The 24,969-nt window shown below is 59.2% G+C and carries 20 protein-coding genes and 1 pseudogene; 7 read left to right on the forward strand and 14 right to left on the reverse strand.

The window, feature by feature from the left end; all coding sequences use genetic code 11:
* Window positions 1-657: GNAT family N-acetyltransferase (locus MUN46_RS10480; protein ID WP_243377341.1), on the forward strand; the 657-nt coding region annotated here is incomplete at its 5' end.
* 1,437 nt (window positions 658-2,094) lie between these two features.
* Here the strand turns inward: MUN46_RS10480 and MUN46_RS10485 are convergent.
* The 8 genes from MUN46_RS10485 to MUN46_RS10520 form a co-directional block, all read right to left on the reverse strand.
* On the reverse strand, window positions 2,095-2,982 hold the full coding sequence (locus MUN46_RS10485) for an IS3 family transposase (protein ID WP_340309690.1): 888 nt from the start codon (window positions 2,980-2,982) through the stop codon (window positions 2,095-2,097).
* Window positions 2,948-3,466: a hypothetical protein gene (locus tag MUN46_RS10490; protein ID WP_285230631.1), complete on the reverse strand. Its 519-nt coding sequence runs from the start codon at window positions 3,464-3,466 to the stop codon at window positions 2,948-2,950. The genes MUN46_RS10485 and MUN46_RS10490 overlap by 35 nt, the downstream gene beginning before the upstream one ends.
* Entirely contained in the window at window positions 3,444-3,806 is a 363-nt protein-coding gene (locus tag MUN46_RS10495; protein WP_237978300.1) for a MarR family winged helix-turn-helix transcriptional regulator, read from the reverse strand. The genes MUN46_RS10490 and MUN46_RS10495 overlap by 23 nt, the downstream gene beginning before the upstream one ends.
* 169 nt (window positions 3,807-3,975) lie before the next feature.
* On the reverse strand, window positions 3,976-5,289 hold the full coding sequence (locus MUN46_RS10500; protein ID WP_243377764.1) for a vWA domain-containing protein: 1,314 nt from the start codon (window positions 5,287-5,289) through the stop codon (window positions 3,976-3,978).
* Window positions 5,290-5,303: 14 nt separating this feature from the next.
* On the reverse strand, window positions 5,304-6,296 hold the full coding sequence (locus MUN46_RS10505) for an AAA family ATPase (RefSeq protein ID WP_243377765.1): 993 nt from the start codon (window positions 6,294-6,296) through the stop codon (window positions 5,304-5,306).
* 1,195 nt (window positions 6,297-7,491) lie between these two features.
* Window positions 7,492-8,232, reverse strand: coding sequence for an IS21-like element helper ATPase IstB (istB, locus tag MUN46_RS10510; protein WP_243377472.1), 741 nt, complete (start codon window positions 8,230-8,232; stop codon window positions 7,492-7,494).
* Entirely contained in the window at window positions 8,225-9,802 is a 1,578-nt protein-coding gene (istA, locus tag MUN46_RS10515) for an IS21 family transposase (protein ID WP_243377473.1), read from the reverse strand. Before istA ends, istB begins: the two co-directional genes overlap by 8 nt.
* An 84-nt stretch (window positions 9,803-9,886) precedes the next feature.
* On the reverse strand, window positions 9,887-10,966 hold the full coding sequence (locus MUN46_RS10520; RefSeq protein ID WP_243375898.1) for an IS110 family RNA-guided transposase: 1,080 nt from the start codon (window positions 10,964-10,966) through the stop codon (window positions 9,887-9,889).
* A gap of 191 nt (window positions 10,967-11,157) precedes the next feature.
* Between MUN46_RS10520 and MUN46_RS10525 the strand changes: the two genes are divergently transcribed.
* Genes MUN46_RS10525 through MUN46_RS10535 form a run of 3 tightly spaced genes read left to right on the forward strand, consistent with a single transcriptional unit; the run spans window position 11,158 to window position 15,654 of the window.
* Window positions 11,158-12,180, forward strand: coding sequence for a hypothetical protein (locus MUN46_RS10525; protein ID WP_243375899.1), 1,023 nt, complete (start codon window positions 11,158-11,160; stop codon window positions 12,178-12,180).
* The gene (locus MUN46_RS10530; RefSeq protein WP_243375900.1) at window positions 12,152-14,716 is read left to right on the forward strand and encodes a reverse transcriptase family protein; all 2,565 of its coding nucleotides are present in this window, start codon (window positions 12,152-12,154) and stop codon (window positions 14,714-14,716) included. Before MUN46_RS10525 ends, MUN46_RS10530 begins: the two co-directional genes overlap by 29 nt.
* A complete protein-coding gene (locus tag MUN46_RS10535) occupies window positions 14,713-15,654 on the forward strand; it encodes a hypothetical protein (protein ID WP_243375901.1) in 942 nt (313 codons plus the stop codon). The genes MUN46_RS10530 and MUN46_RS10535 overlap by 4 nt, the downstream gene beginning before the upstream one ends.
* An 18-nt stretch (window positions 15,655-15,672) precedes the next feature.
* Here the strand turns inward: MUN46_RS10535 and MUN46_RS10540 are convergent, their stop codons facing one another.
* From MUN46_RS10540 to MUN46_RS10555, 5 genes and pseudogenes are all read right to left on the reverse strand, one after another.
* Window positions 15,673-16,038 (reverse strand): hypothetical protein, encoded by a 366-nt coding sequence (locus tag MUN46_RS10540; RefSeq protein ID WP_243375902.1) that lies wholly within the window; start codon window positions 16,036-16,038, stop codon window positions 15,673-15,675.
* A 212-nt stretch (window positions 16,039-16,250) separates the two neighbouring features.
* Window positions 16,251-16,418: a hypothetical protein gene (locus tag MUN46_RS10545; RefSeq protein ID WP_243375903.1), complete on the reverse strand. Its 168-nt coding sequence runs from the start codon at window positions 16,416-16,418 to the stop codon at window positions 16,251-16,253.
* A gap of 110 nt (window positions 16,419-16,528) precedes the next feature.
* Window positions 16,529-16,726 (reverse strand): annotated as a pseudogene (locus tag MUN46_RS11795) (hypothetical protein); the annotation flags it as partial.
* On the reverse strand, window positions 16,644-17,423 hold the full coding sequence (locus tag MUN46_RS10550; protein WP_243375904.1) for an ATP-binding cassette domain-containing protein: 780 nt from the start codon (window positions 17,421-17,423) through the stop codon (window positions 16,644-16,646). The pseudogene MUN46_RS11795 and the gene MUN46_RS10550, both read right to left, overlap by 83 nt.
* Entirely contained in the window at window positions 17,420-18,229 is an 810-nt protein-coding gene (locus MUN46_RS10555) for an ABC transporter transmembrane domain-containing protein (protein WP_243375905.1), read from the reverse strand. Before MUN46_RS10555 ends, MUN46_RS10550 begins: the two co-directional genes overlap by 4 nt.
* Before the next feature lie 351 nt (window positions 18,230-18,580).
* Here MUN46_RS10555 and MUN46_RS10560 point away from each other — a divergent pair, with 351 nt between their 5' ends.
* The gene (locus MUN46_RS10560; RefSeq protein ID WP_243375906.1) at window positions 18,581-19,594 is read left to right on the forward strand and encodes a bifunctional transcriptional activator/DNA repair enzyme AdaA; all 1,014 of its coding nucleotides are present in this window, start codon (window positions 18,581-18,583) and stop codon (window positions 19,592-19,594) included.
* Window positions 19,595-19,707: 113 nt separating this feature from the next.
* On the opposite strand, the gene phoA is transcribed toward MUN46_RS10560, so the two are convergent.
* The gene (gene phoA / locus MUN46_RS10565; protein WP_243375907.1) at window positions 19,708-21,123 is read right to left on the reverse strand and encodes an alkaline phosphatase; all 1,416 of its coding nucleotides are present in this window, start codon (window positions 21,121-21,123) and stop codon (window positions 19,708-19,710) included.
* 567 nt (window positions 21,124-21,690) lie between these two features.
* Here phoA and MUN46_RS10570 point away from each other — a divergent pair.
* On the forward strand, window positions 21,691-22,662 hold the full coding sequence (locus MUN46_RS10570; RefSeq protein ID WP_243375908.1) for a LysR family transcriptional regulator: 972 nt from the start codon (window positions 21,691-21,693) through the stop codon (window positions 22,660-22,662).
* Window positions 22,663-22,747: 85 nt separating this feature from the next.
* On the forward strand, window positions 22,748-24,955 hold the full coding sequence (locus MUN46_RS10575) for a molybdopterin-dependent oxidoreductase (RefSeq protein ID WP_237978290.1): 2,208 nt from the start codon (window positions 22,748-22,750) through the stop codon (window positions 24,953-24,955).
* Window positions 24,956-24,969: the final 14 nt, after the last annotated feature.

The raw sequence follows: 24,969 nt of genomic DNA on the forward strand, positions 1-24,969 counted from the left end.
ATGAAGCAGACAGCCGCCGTCGGCGCGCTCACTGAAATTGCTCTTCACTCATCGGACTACGGCCGCATTGTTGATGCGTTTCATGCGCAGTGGGGATGGGAGACGCTTGGAGCTCCCGGGCTTGGAGCCAAGGTTGCGGACTGGTACTGCGCCAAGATGATGCAAAGCGTCACATTCGGGCGGCTGCTGATCGCGCCCACGGGCGGTACGGCCGGACTTGCCGTGGGAGGAGTCTTCGGAGATCGCCCCGTCATAGGCGGGGATGCGCGCCTGCCGGAGCGCCGCGCGGCGCTGGAAAAGGAAATTGCCGCTCAAAAGGGCGGTCCCGAGACGATTGCACTTTACGACCACATCTCCCGCATCAACGAGCATCTGCGGCGCCAGACCCGTGAAAACGGGCGGGTCTTTGCGGCTGAACTTTATTTTCTCTGGGTTTCGCCGGATTACCGCGGCTGCGGGCTTTCAAGACGCCTTCTCAACGCTGCCATGAAAGCGATGAAGGCGCGGCGCGTAAAGAACTTCTGCCTTTTTACTGATACGAACTGCGACTGGAAGTTTTATATGCGCGATCCCTGGGTCGCCTGCGGTCGTCAGCCTTGGCCCGACGTGCCGGGCATGAGAGGAGGCGCGGGGCTGATGTTCGGAGCCTCGCTCTGATTCGCCCGCCAGGCCTCCGGGCATACTGACCTGCCTTATGGCTGGGGATTTTCACTTCCGACGGCACTCAAAGAGGCATGCCAGCAAGTGAAGAGGCTGGCCTGGATATTGAAAGTTCCCGGTTTCCGTCTTATCTGAAACTGGCATTTGGACAAGGGGCTGTTCGTCGTCCCCGCTTGGATGCTTTGGAAGCCTTGGCCGGCGACCTGTCAGGCCCGGACGTCAGGGGGTGTCTTCCCTTGTTCCCTGGAAGGTGAAAGCTCCTCCTGGTTTTGCACGCAGGCTTATATGGTTTGCGACCGGCTCATCGGCCGGGCGGCACTCAAGAAAAACCAGGACTTCAAAGGAGCGCCGCGCCTTTGCGCAGAAAGCGCTGCGGCCCATCGGCCATCACATCAGCCTCAGGCTGGTCCCTGCGGGATCAATGCGGCGGGGCCTTATCCGTGTCGATGTAAACGCGCCTGTCGACCGGCGAAAGAGCTTGTCCGCAAAAGAGACACGACCTCTTTGCAGCCGGCAGCCCGATCGCCGCTTCGAGGAAAGACCGGTCTGTCATCGTGTTGAATATGGTCCGCTGGTTCTTCACGGAATAACGGGAAGATCTGCTTCAATGGTGCCACACTCGCCTTCATAAGCGGGCCGCAACAAGCCCATAAAAGATTTTCTGGATAAGGTGGGGATTCGAGGCTGAAGAAAAGACGAAAGGCGGTGAACGCCGTTAAGATCATTAATGCCGCCACAACTGTTAATGCAGCGACGCTACCGTCGTGAATGTTTTAGCAAACTCAATCTTGTCGCCAAAACTTGATTTTATGTCCCAACTCCGCTACCCCGGTTTTCTATTAAGAATTTGAAAAGCAATGAAGACGCAAACATCCACATTGACCTGAAGCCTGTGAGCGACGCTGCCTGCCCTGAATGTGGGAAACGGTGTTCTTCTATTCACGAAAGCGCTGGACGGATTGTCAGAGAAGCGCCGTTGCTGGCACGGAACCGGTATGCGTTCATTTTGAAGCACGTCGGGTGCACTGCAACTGCGGCCGTCACAAGATGGAATCTCTGTTCTGGGTCAGTCCCCGCGCCAGAAAAACGAATCTGATGGTCGCCAACATTCAGTCCCTTCTGCGACTCTGCGTATCCATCAGCGAGGTACCTGCCCACTGCCGCCTTGGCGGGGAAACCGTCAAGGCCTGCGACAGGGTTCTCCTCAAATATCTGTTCCAAAATACCGATTTCAACGGGGGAAGCGTCTGGCTATTGACGAATTTGCTGCCCATAAGGGGCATCGGTACGCAACGGTTGTCATGGATCTGGACACCAGTCGCATCCTGTGAGCGGAAATGGGAAAAAGCCGTAGAGACTGAACTGTCCCCACTTTGTGAGACAGAATTAATTGAGCGTCGGAGTGGTTTTACCTGTTACCGCTTCCCTGAATTGTCAGGGGGAGCGGTAACTTAATTTCGTTTGAATGCGTTTCTCATTGTAATAGGCGCAATAGGCTTCAATTTCCCGCCGGGCCTGGTTAAAAGTCAACAGATTTTTGTCAAAGCGCTTGTCCGGGTGGTACAGCCACTCCGTCTTCAGCGTTCCGTTCCAGCCCTCCATGACGGCGTTGTCCCAACAGTTCCCTTTGCGTGAATAGCTCTGCTTAAAGCCGTAATCCCGAGCTTGTTTCCTGAACATCGGGCTGGTGTACAGCACTCCTTGGTCGCTGTGCAGCACAGCCGGTCCGCTGGCCACCGCCTTAAGCGAGTGGAGCGTCTGCATCGCAAGCGCCATATTTTGGCAGGGGCTCATTTCACAGACGACGATTTCGCGAGTGCAAAGATCCATAACGAGCGAAAGATAGAGCCAGCCAGTTTTAGTTGGAATATAGGTCACATCCGTCACAAATACCTTGCCCGGCTCCTGTTGAGTAAATTTGCGATTCAGCGTGTTCTCGAGAACAGTCCCGTCGGTCAGCCGCCCCTTTGTGAGGCTGACTCTGTATGTGCTCTTTCTTCGAATCACGGCCTGGCATCCAAGTTCCTTCATGGCGCGTGCGACTTGGTTGTGTCCGGGTTTTCGTTCATGGCCATCCATGCGAAGGGCTGCCGTCATCCTTCTGACGCCATATCGTCCTTCGTGGCGTTTTTGGAGCACTTTGATGCGATCGCCAAGAGCCTTAGCCGCGAGCACTCTTTTACCAGGATTTCCAATACGGCGGTAAAAGGTGCTCCGGCTGGCACCTGCAATTTCGCAAGCTCGGGCAACGGGTACCCCGCTGCGATGTGCGCTCTTAATTGCCGAATCAAGGATGGCACATTGTTTTTTTTGAGCCCGGATGCTCGTCTATGGACTTCAGCAGGCAGTCCAGGACAATCCGCTGTTCCTCAATGGTCCTCCGGGCTGTCTTAAGTTCTTTGGCCACATTTTCTTTGCCGCGGGATGCAGTTGTTTTATCAGGCATGTTCTTGATCTCCGGGGCTTGGCAACGGACCCCTCTTTTGAGGATGGGAGCGCCGAACTTTTCAACGTTTTGCACATACCGACGTACATCGCTGGCGCTCATCCCCAAAGCACAGCCCGCCGCATTGTACGATTGACAAACAGCGTACACCCTGACAGCCTGCCACGCCATGGCTTCAGTTCTTTTCCGCCAGCTGTTATCCAGGCTCCATGAAACATCACCACGATCAAATGCCGCTTGCCAGTTTTCTACGCTAATGCGGGCCAATCCCAGCTGTTTTGAGATCGTAAAGGATCGAGCTCCCTGCCTCAGTAACGTCAATACTTTTTGACGAATTTCAATCGAGATCTTTTTGGACATGAAAATCCCCAGAAAGTGTCTCACCTTCTGGGGACAGTTCAGACCGGCCGTCTTTCTCCGAGGGTCTCCTTTTAATACAGCCGTTTTTCTCATGCCTGCTGATGAGGCGGGAGAGATAGCTTTTGTCGACCCGCATCGTTTTGGCGATAAAGGCCGCGTTGCAGCCTTCATTCGAGTAGATTTCGTAAAAGATCCTCGCGGCTGTCACTGGGTATTCGGAGCCGCGGTAATGGTCGCCGAGTAGGTTCATGGCCGGCATGTAGAAGCGGTTGAAGGCGCGGACGCGGTGCACGATGGCGGAGGTGCCGTCCCCGCCCAGTTCGGTGGCTTGAACTGACATGGAAGACTGGTTATTTAGTTGATCAAGGCAACTGATTTGACCGCAGCGCTCAGTCTGAGGCGGAGCCATCCGATGCCATTTACAGCCATTGTTTAAATCATATTTCGATTGTTTTTTGATATTTAAATAATTTGAATATTTGAAACCAGGCTTTCTGTTGTGCAGCTTTTTATCGGTCGGGCTCCTGGAGCTGCACCCATGCTCCCCACTCGGGGAAGCATTCCCTTCCTGCTCCGTTCGGTGTGACCAGCCAGATGACGGGCAGGCCCGGGGCATCAGGGAAGGTCCCGTAGCCGTCGGTCGCGTAAATCAGGGCAGCGGGCGGCTCTCCCTCTTTCGCTGTTTTGCCCCGCACCCATTTGAATACCGGCCGAAAGTCCGTGCCGCCCCAGCCCGCTATGGTCCACTGCTCCTTCGGATTCGGAAAATCCCAGGCCTCGAATTCCGAGACGCCCGCAATGTCTGCATCGGCCTGAAGGACCGTGAGGCGGCAAGGGAAAGTCTCGCGGAAGGCCTGAAGCTCAGAGAGGATCTGGCTGATTTCCTCATCCGACATGGAGCCCGAGGTGTCGATTGCGAAAACGATCCATCCCAGGGCCGGGGCGCCGCATGAGGGGAGGTAGAGTCCCTGGGAGATGAAGCGCTTCGAGGGCGGAAAAAGCCTCCAGTCGGTCTTGAGCGTTTCGGTCAGAAAGCGAGCGAGATGCGCGCGCCAGTTGACCGAGGGCTTTGGCCCCGCCTTTAATTCCTCCATCTCTGAGCCGGGGAAAAAGCCTTGGCTTTCCGTCTGCTGACAGAATTCGCGGCGGATTCGGGCGACGATTTTCTTCGCACTCGCGTCTTCCGCGTCGTCCTCGCTTCGGGCGAGCGTCGAAGGAAGCGACTGGGAGTCGACGAGGTCGGCCGCGGCCTCGGCGCAGGGCCCCGGGATCACCCCCGCCGGATCTTTTTCTTCGTCCCGATTCTCCGGGCGCCCTGCAAGGGGGGTGATTTCGATAGGCCCGTCAGGGGAGGAAAGAGGCGCCGGCCCGGGCCCGGCGCCGGCGGTTTTCCTGCGGGAGAGAAGGAGGTCGTAAATGGCCTCGGCCGAACAGTTTTTAAGATTTCGGGGAGGCAGCAGCCCGCCCTCTGGAATCGAAAATCCGGCGTCGGCCAGCAGGTTGTTCACGGCGTAGTCGCAGGCGATGTTCCAGGCCCGGGGGTTGCGTGCGCCCCTTCGGTCGCTGTGCTGGAGCACCACGTGCAGCAGCTCGTGGGCGAGGAGCCCGCGAAGCTCTGGCTGCGTGAGGGTGAGGGCGAACTCGGCTGACACGATGATCCGGTAGCCGTCCGTGCAGGCGGTCGGCACTCCGGCCCCAAGCACTCGGACCGGAAGCTCGAGAAGCGCCGTGGCGAGGAAGGGGCGGCGCATCGCAAGGCTCACGCGGGCCTTGAGCACGGCGTTGCGCGCTTTTTCAAGTGTTTCCTGGGAGGCCCGCTGCATGGCTTGCCTCCTCTTCAGCTCTTGAAGAGCGAAGCGTTTTCCTTCATGAACCTGCGGAAGGCGGGCTTCAGCATGAATTTGGGCGAGACCTTCAGCGTGTCGCGCGCGAGCACCACGGCGAATTCCGCGGGGAGCCTGAAAAGGAGTGCTTCGATCGTCGCAGCGCCCTGTTCGGAGCCGCCCGCACCGGAGGCGAGGTGGGTGACAAGGGCCCAGAGGTGGTCGAGCTGCTTGGGAATCGGAGCGCCCTCGGGGTCCTTGAGCAGAGCCTCTATTTCACGTGCGATCGCGGCGTTCCCGGCAAACGCCGCGAGTTCGGCCGCGGGGCCCTCGCCCACAATCCCGGGGAGCACGTCGCGCGCCTCTTTGATCCCTCCGAATGCCTTCAGGGCGTCGGAGGCCATTTCCCAGGACCTGGGCGTCGCAAAGGCGGCGCCTTCCCCAGGCTTTGTGTAGAGGAGCTCCGAGCGGTAGCGCAGCAGCCCTATCACCTCAGGGCGCACGCGGTGACTGAACGCCCATTCGCTCCAGCTGTGGATGTCGGGCTCGAGCGTGAGGTGGATGAAGCGGTTGGCAAGCGCCGAGGACAGCCTGAAGGTCACCGCGCGGTCGGACGCGCGGTTGCCCGCTGCGATGATCCTCCAGCCCGGGGGCAGCGCGTACTCGCCCACGCGGCGGTCGAGCACGAGCTGGTACATGGCGGCCTGGACGAGCGGAGGAGCGGCGTTGATCTCGTCCAGGAAGAGGACTCCGGGCTTCATCTCCGGGGTCGGCAGGAAGGCGGGCGGGCACCAGAGGGCCCGGCCGTCCTTCACCATCGGGAGACCCCGCAGGTCCGTGGGGTCAAGGAGCGAAGCCCGCAGGTCAACCACGGGCAGCTTCATCTTCGCCGCCGCCTCCCTCACGATGGAGCTCTTTCCGGTGCCGGGCGCGCCCCAGATGAAGGCGGCCCAGCGGGCTGCCTTAAGCAGTTTTTCCAGAACCTCTGTCAGCCGGCCGGCTCTCATTTTTCCCTCCCGCGCCGGAAGTCCCGGCGCCGATGCCGCCCTTACATTTCCGCTTGAAAAAAAACTACTTCCCCAGCCTGAAAAAAAGCTTAATTAAGCGATAGGGACTTGCCCGACTGCCGGGGAAATCCGCGCCTTGCTAACATAAATTCCATCCCCCTTCCTTCCGCAAAAAATCAGGTTTTGCCGGCGATTCGCCGGCTGAGGGAAATACGCCGGGGAGTCTCGCCTCCTTCGGCCTGAAGGCCTCGGGAAGTCGAGTTCTCCTCAGTCGAACTGTGGCTTCACAACGCTTCATCTGCGTTCTGCTGCGCATTCCGCAGTCTGACAGTGTTTTGAAGTCCACAGGGTCGCCTTCGGAGACTCCGGAGGAAACTTAAGTGATCAGGAGGGAAGGAGGATGCACGCCTTATGAAAATACGTGGTCAGCCCAAACTGTTGAGGCGTAGTTTCCCTAACGGGGCATGCGCAAGCATGCCCCAACTTTAAAAAGCTCAAATCGAAGAATCAGCATCGAGCCGCCGCACCAGTGCGCGCGGGATCAAATACGTGGTCAGCCCAAACTGTTGAGGCGTAGTTTCCCTAACGGGGCATGCGCAAGCATGCCCCAACTTTAAAAAGCTCAAATCGAAGAATCAGCATCGAGCCGCCGCACCAGTGCGCGCGGGATCAAAACACTTGCGCGCACCCATTATTGCGGCGGCGAGCGTCGAATTTACTTTGCCGCCACAACCTGATTTCCATAACCATTCCTGCCAATACACTTGTAGCGCCAGCTCTTCGTGTGATGAGGAGGCTTCACAGCAATACGTCCGCGGTCGTCATGAGGAAGGTTTTCTCTTCCTCGCCGCCTAGTGATATTCGGGTGCGGCGGGAGCGCACTATAAACATCGCAGTTTCATAAACTTGAACTATTTACATCACCTGCGTTTTCCCGCCGCCTTGAGCCGGATCGTCACTACAACATTGGCCTTCGTGGTCCTGAGAAAATATTCTTAGCTGTTCTCCGGTTTAAGCCGCAGCCCTCGATCTGCCGGCTTTGATGGGCTGAGGTCTGTATTCCATGCCTTTCTCACAGAGTATTCTCCAGGCGATGCGGGCGTGTGTTCCGTCAAGTCAAAACCAACCACTTTTTGACGCAAAGTCCTTCGTAAGCTGGTTGGTTTTTTCAGGATGTCATGGGAACCTCCAGTCCTTATTTCATCAGCGAGTGGCTTAAGCGATAGCTTTCACCCATGTGTTTAATGAGATAGCCATGATGAGCCAGCCGGTCAATCATCGCCATCAGCAGGCGCTCGTCGCAAAAGATCTTGTTCCATTCAGGAATCGGCATATTTGTCGTTAATATCAGGCTGCGCCGTTCGTAGCAGTCGGCAATCAGTTCGAAAAGCAGGCGCGTGCCCGTTACGTTGGTGGGCAGGTAGCCCCATTCGTCAATGACCAGCAGGTCGCATTTTTCAAAACGCCGCTTCAGCCTGGGCAGCTGTCCCGTCTCGTGTGCCGACGACAGCTCCTCGACCAGCACTGCCATTCGCTTAAAGAGCGCTTTGTAGCCCAGCCTGCAGGCCTGCAGGCCAAGCGCTGTGGCAAAGTGGGTCTTGCCAGTGCCCGGGTGCCCCAACAGGATGAGGTTCTGCTTAGCCTCAATAAAACGACACTGCGTCAACCAGGCCAGGTCAAGATTCCGAGGCAGTTCCAGACAGCTGCAGTCGAAATTCTCCAGTGTTTTGGTGCGCAGGAGACCGGCTTTGACTTGATTACGCTCGACACGATCTCGGACGCGCGCGTCCCAAAGCTTTTGCAAAAGCTGCAGGACGAATTCGGCTCGATCGGTCAGGCTGATCTCTTTGTAGGTTTTCACAACGCTGGTGCCGCCAAGCCTAAGATTTAAAGCAAGTTCTCGGATGCGGGCATCTGTTTCAGCGGCCTTAGACATGCGCCCCTCCCTCCAGCTCCTTGCAGACATCAGAGAAGCTATGCGGCGGCAGATCCATGTTCCCGAGGGCATGGCTCACGCTTTTCATCGGCTTGATGCTGTCGGTCAGCTTGTCCTCAGCTCCCCGATAGGCGGCAGCAACTTCTTCAGCGCTGCGGCTGCCATAGACATCGAGCGCCAGCTCCAGCAGCGAGAGTTCGCTGACAATGTTCCTGCTTTTGACAAAGCGCTGCCGCAGCGCCCGCAGCAGCACACCGCGCCCAGGAGCGGTCAGCTGCTTAAGGTAGGCAGACACTTTTTGCGGGCAGACGGACTGGAGATAAGAGCTGTTGAAAGCGCTTGGGCGCTCGCTGAGCATTTCAAGTTCCACGCCCCAGTTGATGCTGTCCCTGCGGGTTCCGTACTGTCGGTTGTATTCGGAAACGAGCTGCCCGCCCTCGGTGAAGATGGCCAGCTTGTTCCAGAACTTCTTCACAAACGTCTTCGTCCCAGGCGGCAGGCCGACCTGATAGGAATTCGTATCGACCTTGATGCGGCAGTCCTCCGTCACCGTTGCCCGGCCCCAGGAGTGAGTCACTTCGCGTGGGGCGTCCGGCAGCGGATTCATTGCCGCCAGATCCTCCTTGAAAAGGGCATCAATTGACTTGGGTTTGTGCAGATAGTGAGGTTTCCTGGCCTCGTTGAAGCAAAATTCCGCCAGTTCTGCGTTCAGGGCATCGTAGTTGCCGTTGAACGAACGCAGCGGGCAGAAAAAATTCCTTCTCACCCACCCGACGGCATTTTCCACTGAACCCTTCTCGTTGCCTGAAGCAGGATTGCAGAACTCCGCGTCAAAACCGTAAGCCGTCATCAGGGTGAGAAAGTTTTCCGTCAGCTGGCGCGGATGATCCTTTGCGTCGTGGTTGCAAAGCCCATTGCCCAGATTCTTGCGGCGAATGACTTTAGTGACGGCTGTGCTCATGTTGTCGCAGCGAATGATCACCGGGACGCGCCCTATGCGCTTGAACATCTCCGCCAGGCCGTGGGCCAGGCACTCAAAGTTTTGTGCCGGCAGGGCGTACGCAAGCCGAAAATTTGAATGCGGGAAGCTCATCACCAAAATGTAATGGCGGCTTTCTCCGTTTTCACTGAGCATTGTTATTTCACCGAAATCAAGCTGTGCCTTGCCTGGCTGATGGAGCAGCTTGAGATGCTGGCGGCTCTGGGCCTGGCGCAGTGAGCTTCGAATGTCTTTGACCATGCGCTCGACGGTCCGGATGGATACATTGAGCGGAGGCAGATCCGCGGCAAGGCTGCCGGTTTTGATCAATTCATGAATGCGTTTGGCCGTGAGCCTGAGCTTGGGATTGGCAACAGCGCTGTCGCTCTGCAGGAGATTCAGCACGTAAGGCTGGCAGGAGTCGATCTTCTTGGCGCGTTCCTTATGGAAAGGCTCAGGAATCGATGCCTCTTTTTTGATGTACTTCATCACCGTCTCACGGTTGAATCCTGTAATTTTCGCTATTTCTCGGGTTGAGCGGCCGCTGGCGGCCAGCTTCTTGATAAGATGAATTTGGTCCATGGATAGCATTTGCGTTTGCTCCATCTGTTTGGCTGCAGTGGAGCGTGAATGATATTCGTGGACTTTGTCGTTTTAGAGAGAAAAGTGCTTCTCTCAGCCAAATATGCCGCTCACTTTCGTGACGGCACTGGTTGGTTTCTTATTGACGGTTCTGGTTGGATCCTTAGTGTCGCAAAACAGGGCGAGCTTTGCCGCGATGGCGCAGACCTTGACGCCGTATTTCTTTCCGGACGCCTTGATCTTCCGGACCCATTCGCCAAGAGCTCCCTCGAGCCTGTCAGCCATGATCATCAAAGCCGAGGCCCCCTGAACTAACATGGATCTGGGGTGTTTCGGCCCTCTCTTCGTAATGTGGCCCAGGGTGTCCCTGTCTCCGGTCGAGTTCTGGCGGGGCACAAGGCCGAGAGAAGCTGCAAACTGCCGGCTGTCGCGGAAGCGGGAGGCTTCCCCGCAGTGCGTGAGGAGAGCGCCGGCGCATTTGGGCCCAATGCCCGGGATTGTCATCAGACGCTTCGAGTCCTCGTTTGCACGCACGAGTTCGTCATACTTCTGTCCGGCCTTTTTCTCCCATTCAGAGGCCTCGAGCCAGGAGTCCCGCAGCATCAGGAGGGCTTCCTCGGCCAAAGGCGTCAGATCCTTCGTATGCGTCTCTATGAACTCCGGCAGCTGTTCGGCTATGAACCGGCTTGTTTGAGGACTGCTTAAACCATATTCGAGCAGCAGGGCGTGAATTCTGTTTCCGAATTCTATGCGGGTCTTCATGTAGCCCTGATAGATGCGCTGCAGGGACTGGAGATCCTGCTGCGCCTGGGTTTTCGGGGCCACAAAGCTGATGCCCGGAATGTACCAGGCCCAGGCGATGTAGGCGGCGTCAAGCATGTTGTTCTTCTGATGCCCGCATCTGATCCGCTTCACATCACCGGGATTCACAAGCCGTCCGTCGTGCCCCAGCGCTTTCACTTTGCGGATGAAGCTGTGGCTTCCGCCGCAGGCCTCCATCAGAACGGTGGCCCTGGGCATGTTCGTAAGCCTTTCCAGCAGCTTTTCCTTCGAAATGCGGGGCAGCTTCAGGACTATCTTCTGGTTCTTGTCATAGCCGACGACATCGCAGTGGGTTTTGGCAAGGTCGATGCCGATGACAACAGCGGGATTGTTTGAGAGGGTAGAATTCATGGTGGAGCGCTCCTTGGTTGTGTATACCTCAGTTATAGCCCCGGGCGGGGTTATGTTCTGAGAAATCAGGGCGCTCTTTTTGTTTTCAGAGACGACTTTCATGATGGATGGTCACCGCGAGTAAGGCCCCGCTGTAGGGGGCTGACCATCTCATTAACTTCCGCCAGGCCAAAGACGAATCGTCGTTTTCCTTGGAAATCCGCGACGCCGTCAATTCCCTGGACTTCGCGATTCCCCGTGCGCTTCCCCGGGGAGATCCCTTTGCGCCTTCCGTCCCGGAGGAATACTGGAAAAAAATCCGCAGCGCAGTGGAGCAGCTGTGGCCCGCCCGGGTCAGGCCCCTTTTCAAGGGCAAGGACGAGGCGCGGGCTTATCAGGAGGCCTGGATCTCTGCCGCGTATTCGCCTTTTTGGGACTGCCTGAGGATCTCCGCGCTCTGGTGCGCCGGGCAGCCGGGGCGGCAGGCTCTCCTTGAAGCTGTGCGGCAGGCGGATGCGGTGCCCCGGCAGTATCCCCCGGCCGCGAGCCCGCTGCTCAAGGCCGTTGAGAGAGGGCCCCATAACCCCTATCTTGACGAAGAGTCTGCCCTCGACAAATACAGGGAGGTCTTTCCCAAAGGCAGCTTCACCCCTCCGATCGACACCTGCATGAAGCTGGGACGCCTGGTTGTCGAAAGCCGGCGCAAGCGCCCGGCGTGCGTTTCGGCCTGGGATGTATTCCGCTGCCTGCCTCCGACTCTTCCCCATCTGAGCTGCCGCTGGCTGACCAGGACCCTTCTGGGCTTCGCCGACGCCTGCGCGAGGCTGGGCATCAGGATTAAAAAGATTCCCGCCGCCTGTGCCGCTTTTCTGGGGCGGGATGCTTCGATTGCGATCCGGAGCCCGGCGGTGAGGAGCTTCTTTCTCCTGCCGCCGAAGAAGGACTTTTCGATTGACGTCCGCGCCCCGGCCGGGATGACGCTGCTCGGGTACTTGTTTTACGCTTTCTCAAAGACAGGGGAATACGAAGCGGTCTTCATCGTGTCGGAATCATTGCTGCGGGCCTTCTCGGGCGAGCCGAAGCTTCTTAGGCGGTTCAAGGAATCCCCCGGCTATCAGCTCTTCCTGAAAGCCGCGGTACAGGAGGAGCCGACTCCGAAGGGACGGCGAGACTGGCTGGAACAGGTTGGGCCAGGCCTCCTTCCTGGTGGAATTGGCCAAGGGTGCGCGGGCTAACTGCTACTTTCCACGGGGATACCAGAGGTCCCTTCTGCTGGTGAGCTCCGAGCGGCAGAAACGGCGGCTCGAAGAAAGCGGGCATTGGCTGCGGCTTTTCGACTTGAAAGACGGCTTCCGCAAGGGCGCGGCCAATTGGAAATTCATTCTTCTGCAGGAGAGCTGGGATACTGTCTGGAACGCAAAGGATCGCCTGCAGGAAGAACTGACTGCTGAAAAGGACGCTTCGGCCTACCTGCGCTTCGTGGCTCGCCATCATCCCTCCGGGGATCTGTCCCTGGACTTTTACAACAACAAGAAGATAAAAGAGCGCTTTATTTATGATTTCCACGGCTCCCCACTTTGGGAAAAGGCGGGAGGGGCCTGTCTCGAGCCACAAGAAGCTGAAGCCCTCTGCTTCGCCTGGGGGTCTGCTTCCTTTCGGGGCAGGGCGGGGAGCCTCGCTCCGGCCCTGGAGGAGGTCGGGCCGTACTGCCGGGAGGATCTGCTTGCCCTGATGCTCACCCCCGCGGGGCTGAGGCGCTGCCGCGGGGCGCTGCTTCGGGTCCTGCCCCGGGCATCGGCGGATGCGGTGCGTCATATCGCGGACAGATGCGAGGAGGGCGTTGTTCTCCGTGCGATCGCGCTTCATGGCCCCGAGGAAGCAAGAGTTCCAGCTGCCCTCAGGGCTTACGACCAGCTTGCGCCGGGGAAAGCCGCCGCGCTCGGGCGGAAGCTTTTCCTCGCGGGCCTGCCTGTCAGGCTTGCTCCGGGATGGCTCGACCGGGGAAGCTGGAGCGCAGAAAAACTTTTCCTTGCGCTGTGCGAGCTCTGCGGAGACCCGGACAGGGCGGGCCTGCGCCAGGCGCTCGAAGCCTGCGCGCCGGAGCCGGCGGGCAGCAGGCGCCTTTCCAGGAAGGCGCGGCTTATCGTTGCCCGGCTTGCCGCCCGAGCCGCGCGCCGGTTTGAACCCGGCGAAGCGGGAGCCGCCCCCGGAGCGCTTTCTGCACGGGAGGTCGGGCTCGCGGAATGGCTTCTTCGGGAGGCCCGCTGCTGCGCCTGGGGGGCGGCCTCTTACAACGGCCCCGGGCAAAGCATCGCCCCCGCCTTGAATGAGATTGGGCCGAACTGCCGGGAAGATCTGCTTGCCCTGATGCTCACCCCCGCGGGAGTGAGGCGCGGCGGCGGGGCGCTGCTTCGGGTTCTGCACAAAGCGCCCGCAGAGGCAGTTCTCGAAATCATTGACCATTGCACCGATGTCGAAGTCCTCCAGGCGATCGCGCTTCATGGCCCGAAGGAAGCGCGGGTCCCGGCGGCCCGGCAGGCTTTTGACCGGCTAAGGCCCCAAAAGGCTATCGAGCTCGCGAAGAAGTTTTTTCTTGCAGGCCTTCCCGTCAGGCTCGCCTGGGGATGCCGGGATGTCAAGAGCTGGACTCGGGAAAAGCTTTTCCTCGCGCTCTGCGCCTCCTGCGACAAGCGGGATGCAAACGAACTGTGCGAGGTGCTGGATGTCTTCGCCCGGAGCTTCCAAGGCCCGGATGCAGAGGCCGCTGCCCGCGGCACGCTGGAAGAGGTTGCCAGGCTTGCCGCCCGGGCAGGGCGGCTCCTTGTGTCCGCTGAAGCGGGGCTTGTGGCGGGACTTTGGCCCGGCAAGCAGGCGAGGATCGTGAAATGGCTCATTTCCGCGATGGACTGGAAAGCCGCCCCGGGCTGCCGGTTGCAAAAAAGCTACCGCAGGTTCCATATCCCGAAAAAGCATGGCGGGAAGAGGCTCATTTCGGAACCGATTAAAAAGCTCAAGTTCCTGCAGCGCGGAGTCCTTGAGCGCCTGATCGCTCCCTTGGGCGCGCACCCGGCCGCGATGGGGTTTGTGGCCGGCAAGTCCATCGCAGACAATGCGTCCGTGCACTCGGGCCAGCCCGTGGTGGCGGTGGCCGACGTCCACAACTGCTTTCCCTCGGTGGCCTGGCCTGTGCTGTACCGGGTGCTTGAAAGGGACCTGGGCCCCAGGCTGGGGGCTCCCGCCTGCGCCCTCATCGCCGACCTCTGCACGCTGGACGGGGGGCTCCCGATGGGCTCTCCCGCCTCTCCGGCGCTCTTGAACCGGGTGCTCTTCAAGGCCGATGAAATCCTGGCCTCTGAGGCGAAGCGGAAAGGCTGCCGGTATACGCGCTACGCGGATGACCTCGCTTTTTCGGGAGGCGAAGGGGCGGTCGGGCTCATCGCGCGGGCGGGGTCGGTCCTCTCCGCGGCGGGGCTCAGGCTCGATCCCAAAAAATCCAGCGTCTTTCGGCGCGGGCGCCGTCAGGTCGTCACGGGGCTTACGGTGAACGCGAAGCCCGACGTCTCCCGGGACTACAGGCGCCGGGTGCGCGCAGCGGCCGACCGCTGGAGGAAGGGCCTCGAGCCTTCCTGGCTGGGCTGTCCCGTGACCAGGGAGCAGCTGCTCGGCCGCATCGCCTTCGTGAATATGACTTCGGCCGAGGAAGCCGTCCGGCTCCGCAAATGGATGAGAGAGGGCGACCGGCTCAGAGGAAAGAAAGGGAAGGCTGCATGAGCGGAGAAACCATCACAGTGGCTCTCGCCGATGCGCTTTTAGCCCTCCGTGAATTCCAGCGTCTGGGACTCAAGGCGGAAGTCCGGGAGGTCCGCGCCGCCATTCACGAAGAAGCGCTTGAAACGGATGAGAGAACCGGGCGGCTCCTGCAGCACCTGCCGCAGGCGCCGGTGCCCTTCAAGGCGGAGCGCATCGTGATCGACCTCATCCGCATTCTTGCGGATGCGAGCCGCGACACCGGGCTTGAGTTCTTTGTGAAGGACCGGAAGCTTGCCGTTTTCTCAGGGCTTTTCGTGCGGAGCGGCCGGGTGACTTTCGATTATTTCGGGCAGTCGTATTACCCGGGCCTTGCGGTCTACGGCACCCGCCTGTCTGACTGGCTGGACGGGGCGGACGAGGATTTGGAGAGTATCCGGGAAGGTCCGCGCGGCGCGGCGCTTTGCATCTCCGATGACGCCGCCCGGCTGAGAATCTTTTCTCGCGAGAACGCGCACGGCTTTGACGGGTTCAGCGGCGAAGGCCGGGTGCCTGTCCGCCTTTATTTCCGGACAGGCTCCGCACTCCGTTTCCGGGCTCTGGGCGAGAGGCCCCTCTCTTACCGCGAAGGAGCCTATGAGGTGGGGCTCTCCGCCGAAGACCTGATGGAATGCATGGCTGCAGGGTTCGAAAAGAGCGTCCTCGCCGCGGGCTGCGCCTTCATGCGTTTCCCGGATCCCGTGGATGAGGTCACTGCAGGCTGCGGCAAGGTGTTCTTGAATGCCGTGCACGGATACTCCGGCCTTGCCGTTTCAACCCATAGCGAGAAGTCTTTGTCGAGCCTTCATCCGCTGCTTTCGCTCCCAATCGATTTGTGCCCCGTCCTTTTCGAGCACTTCGCGAGCTTCACCTTTCCCAATGAAGAGGAATTCGTGCGCCTGATCTTCAGCTATGGGCGCTGAAAAGGAGACTGCCGATCTTCAGCCCCACTCGTGCTTCATGTGCAGGAGGATGAGGACGGTCGAAATGACGGCGCAGGAGAGGTGCAGCGCGAGCCACGGCAGCCCCGGGAGGAAGGCGGTGCCCCAGTGGAAGTTCGCGAGGAGCGCAAGCCCCGAGAGGTAGAGCAGCACCATGAAGAGCGCGAGCAGGAGAATCACCGCCGCGTCCCCGGCGGGCGTCTTCGTGTACTTCAGGTGCGGGAGGCTGCGGTAGAAGTCGAGGCTTGCCGCGTTGTGCCAGATAAAGGCGAGAAAGAGAATCCCCGCGATGATTTCATGGGCCATCCCCGGCAGGAAAAGTCCGGCGAATGTGAGAATGAAAAGGGCGAGACAGATGATGGCCATTGGCGAATTCCTGTGGACGGAGGAAAAGGGCTCTCCGTGATTATAAAAGGGCGCAGGAACCGGAACGAGCGGCGGGGGTGGCCCCACCTGAGGGCCGACGGGGAAAGCGGCCCGGCTTCCAGCCGGTCGCGTTTTTATAAGATTCAAAGTAATCAGAAAACAATGGTAAAAAAATATTTTTAAACTCTCGCTTTTCCCCGCCTGGGCGCTGCTCAGGAAGCGGCGGCTTCCCTGAGATTTCGGAACAGGGATCCCTTTTGCAGCAGCTCAGCGGGCCGGCCCTGCTCCGCGATCCTGCCTTTATCGAGCACGACAACCCGGTCCGCTTCCTCAGCCATGGAGAGGCGGTGGGCGATGACAAGGCACGTGCGTCCTTCCATGGGCTTTCCGAGGGCCGCCTTGAGGGCGCCTCCGTCCGGAGGTCCAGGGCGCTCGTCGCCTCGTCGAGGATCAGGACGGGCGCGTCTTTCAGTAGGGCGCGGGCTATCGAGATCAGCTGCCGCTGGCCCCCCGAGAGGCTCGAGCCGGCCTCCCCGACCGGGGTGTCGAGCCCGCGCGGGAGTGCCGCGGCCAGAGGCCGCAGCCCGGCGGCCTCGGCGGCTTTCTCAATCTCCGCCTGCGGCGCCCCAGGCCTTGAGAAGGCGATCCCTGATCGTGCGTTCGAGCAGCACGACCTCCTGCCCGACATAGGCGATCGAAGAGCGAAGTGCGGAAAGCGAGTATTCCCTGAGGCCGGTCCCGTCGAGGGTGACCCTGCCTTCCGTGGGATCGCGGAACCGCGGCAGGAGCGAGGCGAGGCTCGACTTCCCGCAGCCCGATTCGCCCACGAGCGCGAGCTTCTCCCCCGGGGCAATTTCGAGGTTCACTTGCCTCAGGGCCGCTTTGTCCGCTCCCGGGTAGGTGAGGCTCACGTTTTCAAAGGCGATGCGGCCGGGACGGGGCCCCGGCGGCTTCGTCCCCGCATCGCTCTCCAGAGGTTCGTCGAGCATCTCGAAGACGTTCGAGGCGGCTGCGGAAATGGCTGTGAAGGTAGCGTTCAGCCCCGAAAGGTTCTGAACAGGCGTCTTCAAGAGCAGCAGCGCGGTGAGGAAGGTCACGAATTCCCCGAACGAGAACTGCCCGGCCTGCGCCTGCAGGAGCGCCGCTGCGACGACGAGGGCCACTCCGGCCATGGTGATCAGCTGCGAGACCGGGGTGCCCAAGGCCTTCTTGCGGAGTGTTTCGTAGGCCGCAAGGAAGGCCTCTCGGTTGATCCGGGCAAAGCGCTTTGCCTCGAAGCCGCAGGCCCCGGCAAGCTTGACGGTCGCCCAGGCCGCGTACGTCTCCTCGACCCGGGAGATCATTTCGGCCACCATCTGCTGGCTTTGCTTCACGGAACGCTTCATGCGGAGCGAGATGATCCGCAGGGCCCACGCGAGCGCGGCCCGATTACGAAGCTGATGAGCGTGAGGCGCCAGTTCTGCCAGAAAAGGACTGCAAGGAGCGAGGCGACCTGAAGCGAGTCCCGCACGAGGACCGTGAAGGCGCCGATCGAACCCGAGAGGGCGAGGTTCGCCTCGTTCACGAAGCGCGAAGCGATGACGCCAGAGGACCACCGCGCGGCGGTTTCCTCGGGCCGGTGCAGCAGCCTCGAAAAGAGCCTGCCGCGCATGTCGCGCAGGATTTTCTGAGTCACGCGGGCAAGGAGCGCGCTCGAGCAGAGCGTGCACAGGGAAAAGAGCAGGGTGACCGCGATAAGCGCGAGCGGTGCCGCGGCGCTCCAGTCTCCGGAGCTGTAGAAGCTCAGATCGGTGAGCCGCCCCAGGAGCGTCGCCGTGAGAAACGAGCAGGCCGCCGTTCCGGTGAGAAAGATCGCCGCTGCGGCAAGCTCCAGGGCGTGGGGCCTGAGGCAGGGCAGCACCGCGACGATCACCGGGGCGAGGGCGAGGCACACGAGCAAGAGCTTCCAGTCATGCCAGAGCAGAATGGCCGTGAGGAAAATCACCTGGGCGGTGTCGCGAAAGAGGGTGATGCAGTTCTTCGCGGCGCCCGAGAGCGCCGCGTTCGCCTCGTTTGCGAACCGCGAGGCGGCCTCGCCCGCAGTGGTTTCAAGGTGGGCCTGGGCGGGCCAGCGAAGAATACGCTCGAACATCTCCTGGCGCAGCGTCTCAAGCACCCCCTGGCTCACCCGCCCGAGGAGGGTCTGGCTCATGTACATGCTCGCGCCGTGCAGCGCTGCAATGAGGACGGGGGCCGCGGGGGCCGCCCAGGCAATCCAGGCCGCGCGGCCTCTGCAATGCTCATGGGCTTGCTCCGGGGATGAAAAAGGGTCAGAGGTTTTGGCGCAAACACTAGCCGCTCCCGGAGCAAAAAAGCGTCAAGAAGACAGGGTCCGGAAAATAAGGTTATCCAATGTTTTTAAATTTTATAAAAATAGTTATACATAATTTTATAGATTTTATTTCAGCATTGGTTTATTGAAGAATTTGAAACAGATTTCTGCGAAGATTTTCACGCCGTCCGGTGCTAAGTTTGATCTCAGCCGGAACAAACGGGGAAATGGATGATGAACGATGAGGCCAAATGGCAGGCGGTTCTTGCGATGGACAGGACGAAGGACGGGCTTTTCGTCTACGGGGTGAAAAGCACGGGGATCTACTGCCGGCCATCCTGCGCTTCGAAAAAGCCGAAACGGGAGAACGTCCTGTTTTTTAACACCCCCGCCGAGGCCGAGCGGGCGGGGTTCCGCGCCTGCAGACGGTGCCGCCCGGACTCCATGGGCGGGGATCCCGGCCGGGAGCTCGCCGGGCGGGCGCGGGAGGTACTTTTGGAGCGCTTCCGCAACCCCGCCTCGGCGCGCGAGGCGCTCGACGGGCTCGGGGTGAGCCGGGAGCGGCTCTCGGAGGCGTACTGCCGGGCCTGGGGCGAGTCGCCCAAAAAAACGCTGGAGGCCCTGCGCTTCGAGGAGGCGAAAAAGAGCCTCGCCGGGGGCGTCTCGATTCTCAACGCGAGCGCGCTGCTCCACTTTGAGAGCGTCTCGGGCTTCTACGCGTTTTTTCGCCGGATGGGCGGCCTCACGCCGCGGGAATACCTGAAGGAGTGCGGGCGCGAGGAACAGGTCCTGCTGCTTGATTCGCCCCTCGGGCGGCTGAGGCTCAGCTCCATGGCAGGCCGCGTCACCGGGGTGCGGCTCGCCGCCGCGGGGGAGAAAGGCGGCGAGGATCCGGGGCCCGAGCTCTCAGAGCTCAAAAACGAGCTTCTTTCTTATTTCAAAGGAGAGTTGCGAGCCTTTCAGGTGCCCGTGGCGGCCGAGGGGACGCCCTTCATGAAGAAAGTCTGGAAGGCCCTCTCGGAAATCCCCTACGGTCAGACCATGACCTACCGGGAGCTCGCCCAGAAAATTGGCTGCCCTGCCTCGGCGCGGGCGGTCGGCATGGCCTGCAGGCGCAACCCCCTTCTGATCGTCGTGCCCTGCCACCGGGTGGTGGGTTCGAACGGCAGCCTCACGGGCTACGCGGCAGGGGTGAAGGCGAAGGCCTGGCTGCTTGAGATGGAAAAACGGGCGGCCGCGCACTGAAAAAACTGCGGGTCCTTCCGCCGAAAGGCGCAGGAGGGGCGCTGGGGAAAAAGCGCCCCCTTCGGGGAGCAGGAAGAAAAGGGAGGCAGCGGGCCGTTCAATGCTCGTCCGGCTTACTTCAGGCGCAGGGCGCGGCGGATGATGTAGTGCACGTCGGTCTGGTCGATGAGGCCGGTGACGTTCGCGGCCTGGGGGCCGTAGGCCGCTACGCGCACCTGGGTGCCCGTGTGCGTCATGTCCACCTTGTCGTCTTCCGGAACGGCCGTGCCGTAGCCGATCACCATGACGCTGCCGTCGGCTGTGCGCAGCTTCTGCGTGAGGCCCGGGCTCGTGGTGTCAAGCGGCAGGATCTGGCTCGAGTGCGCGTGGTCGGCCGTGACGATCACAAGCGTGTCGCCCTTTTTCTTTGCGAATTCGAGCGCGACCTGCACGGCTTCGTCAAGATCGACCGTCTCGCCGAACTGACCGCAGGGGTTGGCGGCGTGATCCTGCTTGTCGATCGAGGCGCCCTCAACCTGCAGGAAGAAGCCCTTGGGGCTGCCTTTGAGCAGATCGATCGCCTTGCGGGTCATCGCGGCCAGGGTCGGAATGTCACTGGTCCGCTTCGCATTGTTTTGGCAGGTCACGACAGGAACGTCTTTGGCGTAGCCCTTCTCAACCGCCCTCGGGCCCTGCCAGCGCACCGGCATATTGCCTTCGGCGAAGAGCCCGAGCAGCGGGGCCTTCTGGTTTGCGCGCTTCACGGCCGCGAGCTCGTCGGCGGTTCGGACCACCTGGAAGCCGCGCTCGCGGGCCTGCTCCATCAGGGTCTTGCCTTCCCACTTGCCGGCCTTCGCCTTTTCAGCAAAGCTCTTTGCACCGCCGCCCAGCGTCACGTCGGGACGGGTGTTGAGCAGCTGCTCGGTGATGGAGCCGAGGCCCCCGTTTTCAAGGGCGTTCTTCGGGCACTGCTTGGAGGTGCGCTCCGGGCCGTAGCACTTGCGCGCGGTCACGTGCGAGACGAGGACGGCGGGCGTCGCGTCCTGGATTTCCGAGGTGGTCACGTTGCCCGTGGCCATCCCCGCGGCCTTCGTCATTTCAATGAGCGTCCTGCGGGGATTGCCCTTGATGTCGACGCCGATCGCGCCGTTGTAGGTCTTCACTCCGGTCGACCAGGCGGTGCCCGAGGCGGCCGAGTCGGTCACGTAGTTGGGCGTGCCGGAGTCCTTGTTGAGCGAGTAGTGAGTGTAGGAGCCGGTGAAGGGCAGGGCGTCCAGCCCCTTGAAGAAGCCGCCCGCGCCGAGCGCGTAGTTGCGGGCGCCCGTGATCTCGGCGTAGCCCATGCCGTCGCCGATCATCAGAATCACGTTCTTCGGGCGCTTTGAGCTGATGAGTGCCTTGATCGCGGCGCTCTGGTCGCCGTGAATGCGGGCCGCCGCCCCGGGCTGCGTGAGGTCGCTGCCAGTGGCCGGGCGGTCCATGAGGCCCTGGGCCATGACGCCGGCGGAAAGCGCCGAGAGAACGCCGAGAGAGATCACTGTCTTAAGCATGTCTTTTCTGTCTGCCTTTTGTGTGTCGGTTGGAACTTGTCCAATCCTACGGAGGCGCTGTGACGGAAAGACGACAGTTTTGTGACGATTCAATGACCAGCCTTGGGGTGGTTTCCCAAGTTGCAGAGGCCCTCGGTTTTTCAGATTGATGGCAGGGCGGAGGTGGAATTTTTAATTTTCAGAGTTCGGAAATGCCTTTTTATCAGCAAAAAGTATTAGGTCGAATTACTCAGAAAATGGGATGATGATGTGAATTTCGATGGAATTTTATTGAAAGCAATTTAAATAAATATTTATATAAAACATATATTTATATTAAAACATTGAAAATACAAATAAACAGAATTTTTAAATTAAAAATCAAAAATATTTAAAAGATTAAATTTAAATCAATTTAACCGTTATTCTAAATATGAATATCGATAAAATTACAATAAAATCAATTATTAATAATTATTTTCGAATTGTGAAAAATAGTTTTTTGTAAAATGATAAAAATTTTAGATTTGATAAATGTCAAACTAAAAAAATCAGGCGCTCTGCAAAATGCAATTCAAGGAAAAGATCATGAATCTGGAATCGCTCACATATCGACACTTAAGAGTTTTTCTGGCTCTGTACAAATCACGCAGCGCGAGCAGGGTGGCAGAAGAACTGAAGATGACGAACTCGGCCATCACCCGGACGATCGCCTGTCTGCGCGAAATTTTTTCCGACCAGCTGTTCGTAAGGACTAACAAAGGCTTCGAGGTTACGGCCAAGGCTACGGAAATCGCTCCCTTCATCAGCCACCTGACCGAACAGTATCGGAAACTCGACAAAGAGTTTGCGGGATTTCAGCCGGATCAGTCCGAAAGCTACTTTGAAATACTGCTTTACGACGAATTCTGCTTCGCAGTTCAAAAGGTCATCCGCGAGGAAATCCTTCCGGTAGCACCGCACATGCATTTCAACGTGCGCATCCTGAACTACGACTGCGGATCCGACATCGCCAGCGGAAAAGTTGATTTTGCCGTTGTCTATGAAGGTTTCGATGACAAGCGGCTCAATTACGAATGCTTTGCGCACACCCACGACATCTACCTTCTCTTTAGGAAAGGGCACCCTCTTGAAGGGCGGACGGATTTGACTGTGGAGGACCTGGCGCGCTATCGGGTCCTCGAAATAGACAACTACGACGATCTGGCCTGCCCTCTCCTCGTGGAGGTCTGCAGACAGTACGGGGGCCAGATGGGGATCGACGAATACACCGAAAGTGTGTCGGCTGCATTCCAGACACTGGCTGAGACGGATTCCGTCACGGTGGTCTGCAACCAGTTCACGCTCAATTTCGCGGATTCTGTGAAAAACCTGAGCTATGTCAGGCTGCCTGCAGCCATCCAGGGGCGCATCAAGGCGATGCGCAATCAGGTGAGGCCGATCGGAAATTACGTGGTTTATGGAAACGCCAATCAGTCTCAGGCTTTCCGTTTTGTGAAGGACAAGCTTGTCGGAGGGCTGGGACAGGCCTGGCAGGCGGCAGAAAAAATGCGGAGGTGAACAGGATCGGACAATTTCAGAATCGGGTTTCAGAGCAAGATTGACTTCATTTTAATAATAAAAACAAATAAATAGGAGACAAACTATGAGAGTTTCTCGTCGTGATTTATTGAAAGGTGCGGGGGCTACTGTTGCAGTAGGCGGCCTGTCCGGCCTCATGATTGGCTCCGCGAGCGCAATGCATTCCGTTGGCGCCAATCCGGTGCTGCTTGATAAGCGCAGCGGGACGGTGAAGTACCACAGCTGCCTGAGAAACTGCGCTGACCGCTGTCTCATGAAGTTCCGCGTCCAGGACGGACGCATGACCTTTGTGAGCGGCGCCGAGGAGCAGTTCAAAACCGGAACGTGCCCCTGCGTGAAGGGCCAGACGTACGTGGAATACACCTATGCACCCGACCGGATCCTGCACCCGATGGTGCGGGTAGGGGAAAAGGGTTCCGGAAAGTGGAAGCGCATCACCTGGGACGAGGCATGGGATATCCTCGTCAAGAAAACCAATGAAGTCGTAGAAAAATACGGTTCTGAAGCCGTACTGCCGTATTCCTACTCCGGCAACTACGGTGCGATCGGCATGAGAGCCGCAGGAGACCGGTTCTTTAACCGTCTGGGTTCCTCGGTGCTGGACCGTTTGGTCTGTACGGAAGGCGGCGTCGCGGGCTACGGCAGCGTACAGGGCACGACCGACGGCCCGGATCCCGAAACCATTCCGGGGTGCGACTGCTATGTGTCCTGGGGCTTCAACGAAACCGTTTCCAACGTCCATGGCATCAAATACATCAACATGGCACGTGACAACGGCGCGAAAGTTCTGGCCGTCAACCCCAACCGTACTCCGATCTGCTCCCAGGCCGATGTCTATCTGCAGCCCCGTCCCTCGACCGACGCGTATGTGGCGGTTGGGGTAATGAAGTACATGCTGGAGCACGGGCTCGAAGACAAGGAGTTCATGGAGAAGTGCTGCATTGGCGCCGACAAAGCCGTGGCCCGCATCAATTCCATTTCCTGGGACGAAATTGTCAAGACAACGGATCTTAAGCGTGAAGAGATCGAGGAATGGGCCAAGGTCTACTGCAATGCGAAAAAAGTGATCATCCGCGGCGGCTACGGCATGCAGCGCAACTTCAACGGCGCGCGCATGACTCGGGCGATTGGCATCATGCAGGCGATGCACGGGATGTTCGACAAGCCCAACGCCGGCATCATCTATGACAATGTCCGACCGATCACGGGTATGAACCTGGACAAAGGCAGGGGTAACTTCCTGCGCAAGGGCGAGCAGCAGCACGTCAACATGACGGATTTGGATACTGCCCTTCTGGGAGAAAACCCGACCACTGAGGGGCGCAAGATCAAGCCGATCCATGAGCTCGTCATCTACAACGGCAATCCCGTCGCCGTCTCCCCGAACGTGAATCAGGTGATCCGCAACCTGAAGCGCGATGATCTCTTCGTGGTCGGCTTCGACATGATCATGACCGACTCCATGCAGTACTGCGACCTGCTGCTGCCGGCCTCCACCCAGTTCGAGACAGACGACATCATCGGCGACTATCAGTGTTGGTTCGTCCAGATCTGTGAGAAAGTCATCGAACCGCTGGGCGAATCGAAGCCGAATCTCACTTTCTTTGAGGAATGGGCCCATCGGATGGGCTACACGGATCCTGCTTTCGATGAGACGGCCTTTGACATCATGCGCGACTTCCTGACGGATGCCGCCCCGTGGTACAAGGGCGTGACGGTTGAACGGCTGCAGAAGGAAAAGTTCATTAAGCTGCCGCTGCCAGAAAGCGTGCCTGTCCGCCATGGCCAGAAGTGCGGGACGCCTTCCGGAAAGATTGAACTCTATTCAGAATCCATGAAGAAGGCGGGATTTGATCCGGTGGTCGATCTTGGATTGCCGGAAAGCGAAATGCCTCCGGAAGAAAAGAAGCTCCCCTTCCGCATGCTCTCGCCCGGCATCCCCCAGCGTGTCAATTCGTCCTTCTACAACGTGAAGTACATCCGCGCCTTCAATGCCTACGAGTGCGAAATCAACCCGGCGGATGCCAAGAAGCTGGGCATTGCGGCAGGAGACCGCGTGAAGCTTTCCAACCAGCGTGGAACCGCATACTTCATCGCGCGCCTGACCACTCGCGTGCGCCCGGGCGTGGTGAGGACAACCAAGTGCAACTGGCGCTCCACCAATCCCTTCGGTCACAACACGAACACCAACAGCCTCACGACAGGCAAGCTCTCGGACTTGGGCGGCGGCTCTGCATATCACTCGACCCGCGTTGCGGTGGCAAAGGCTTAAAGGAGGCGAACTCA

It is taken from the genome of Mesosutterella faecium (assembly GCF_022809315.2).
Classification (GTDB): domain Bacteria; phylum Pseudomonadota; class Gammaproteobacteria; order Burkholderiales; family Burkholderiaceae_F; genus Mesosutterella; species Mesosutterella faecium.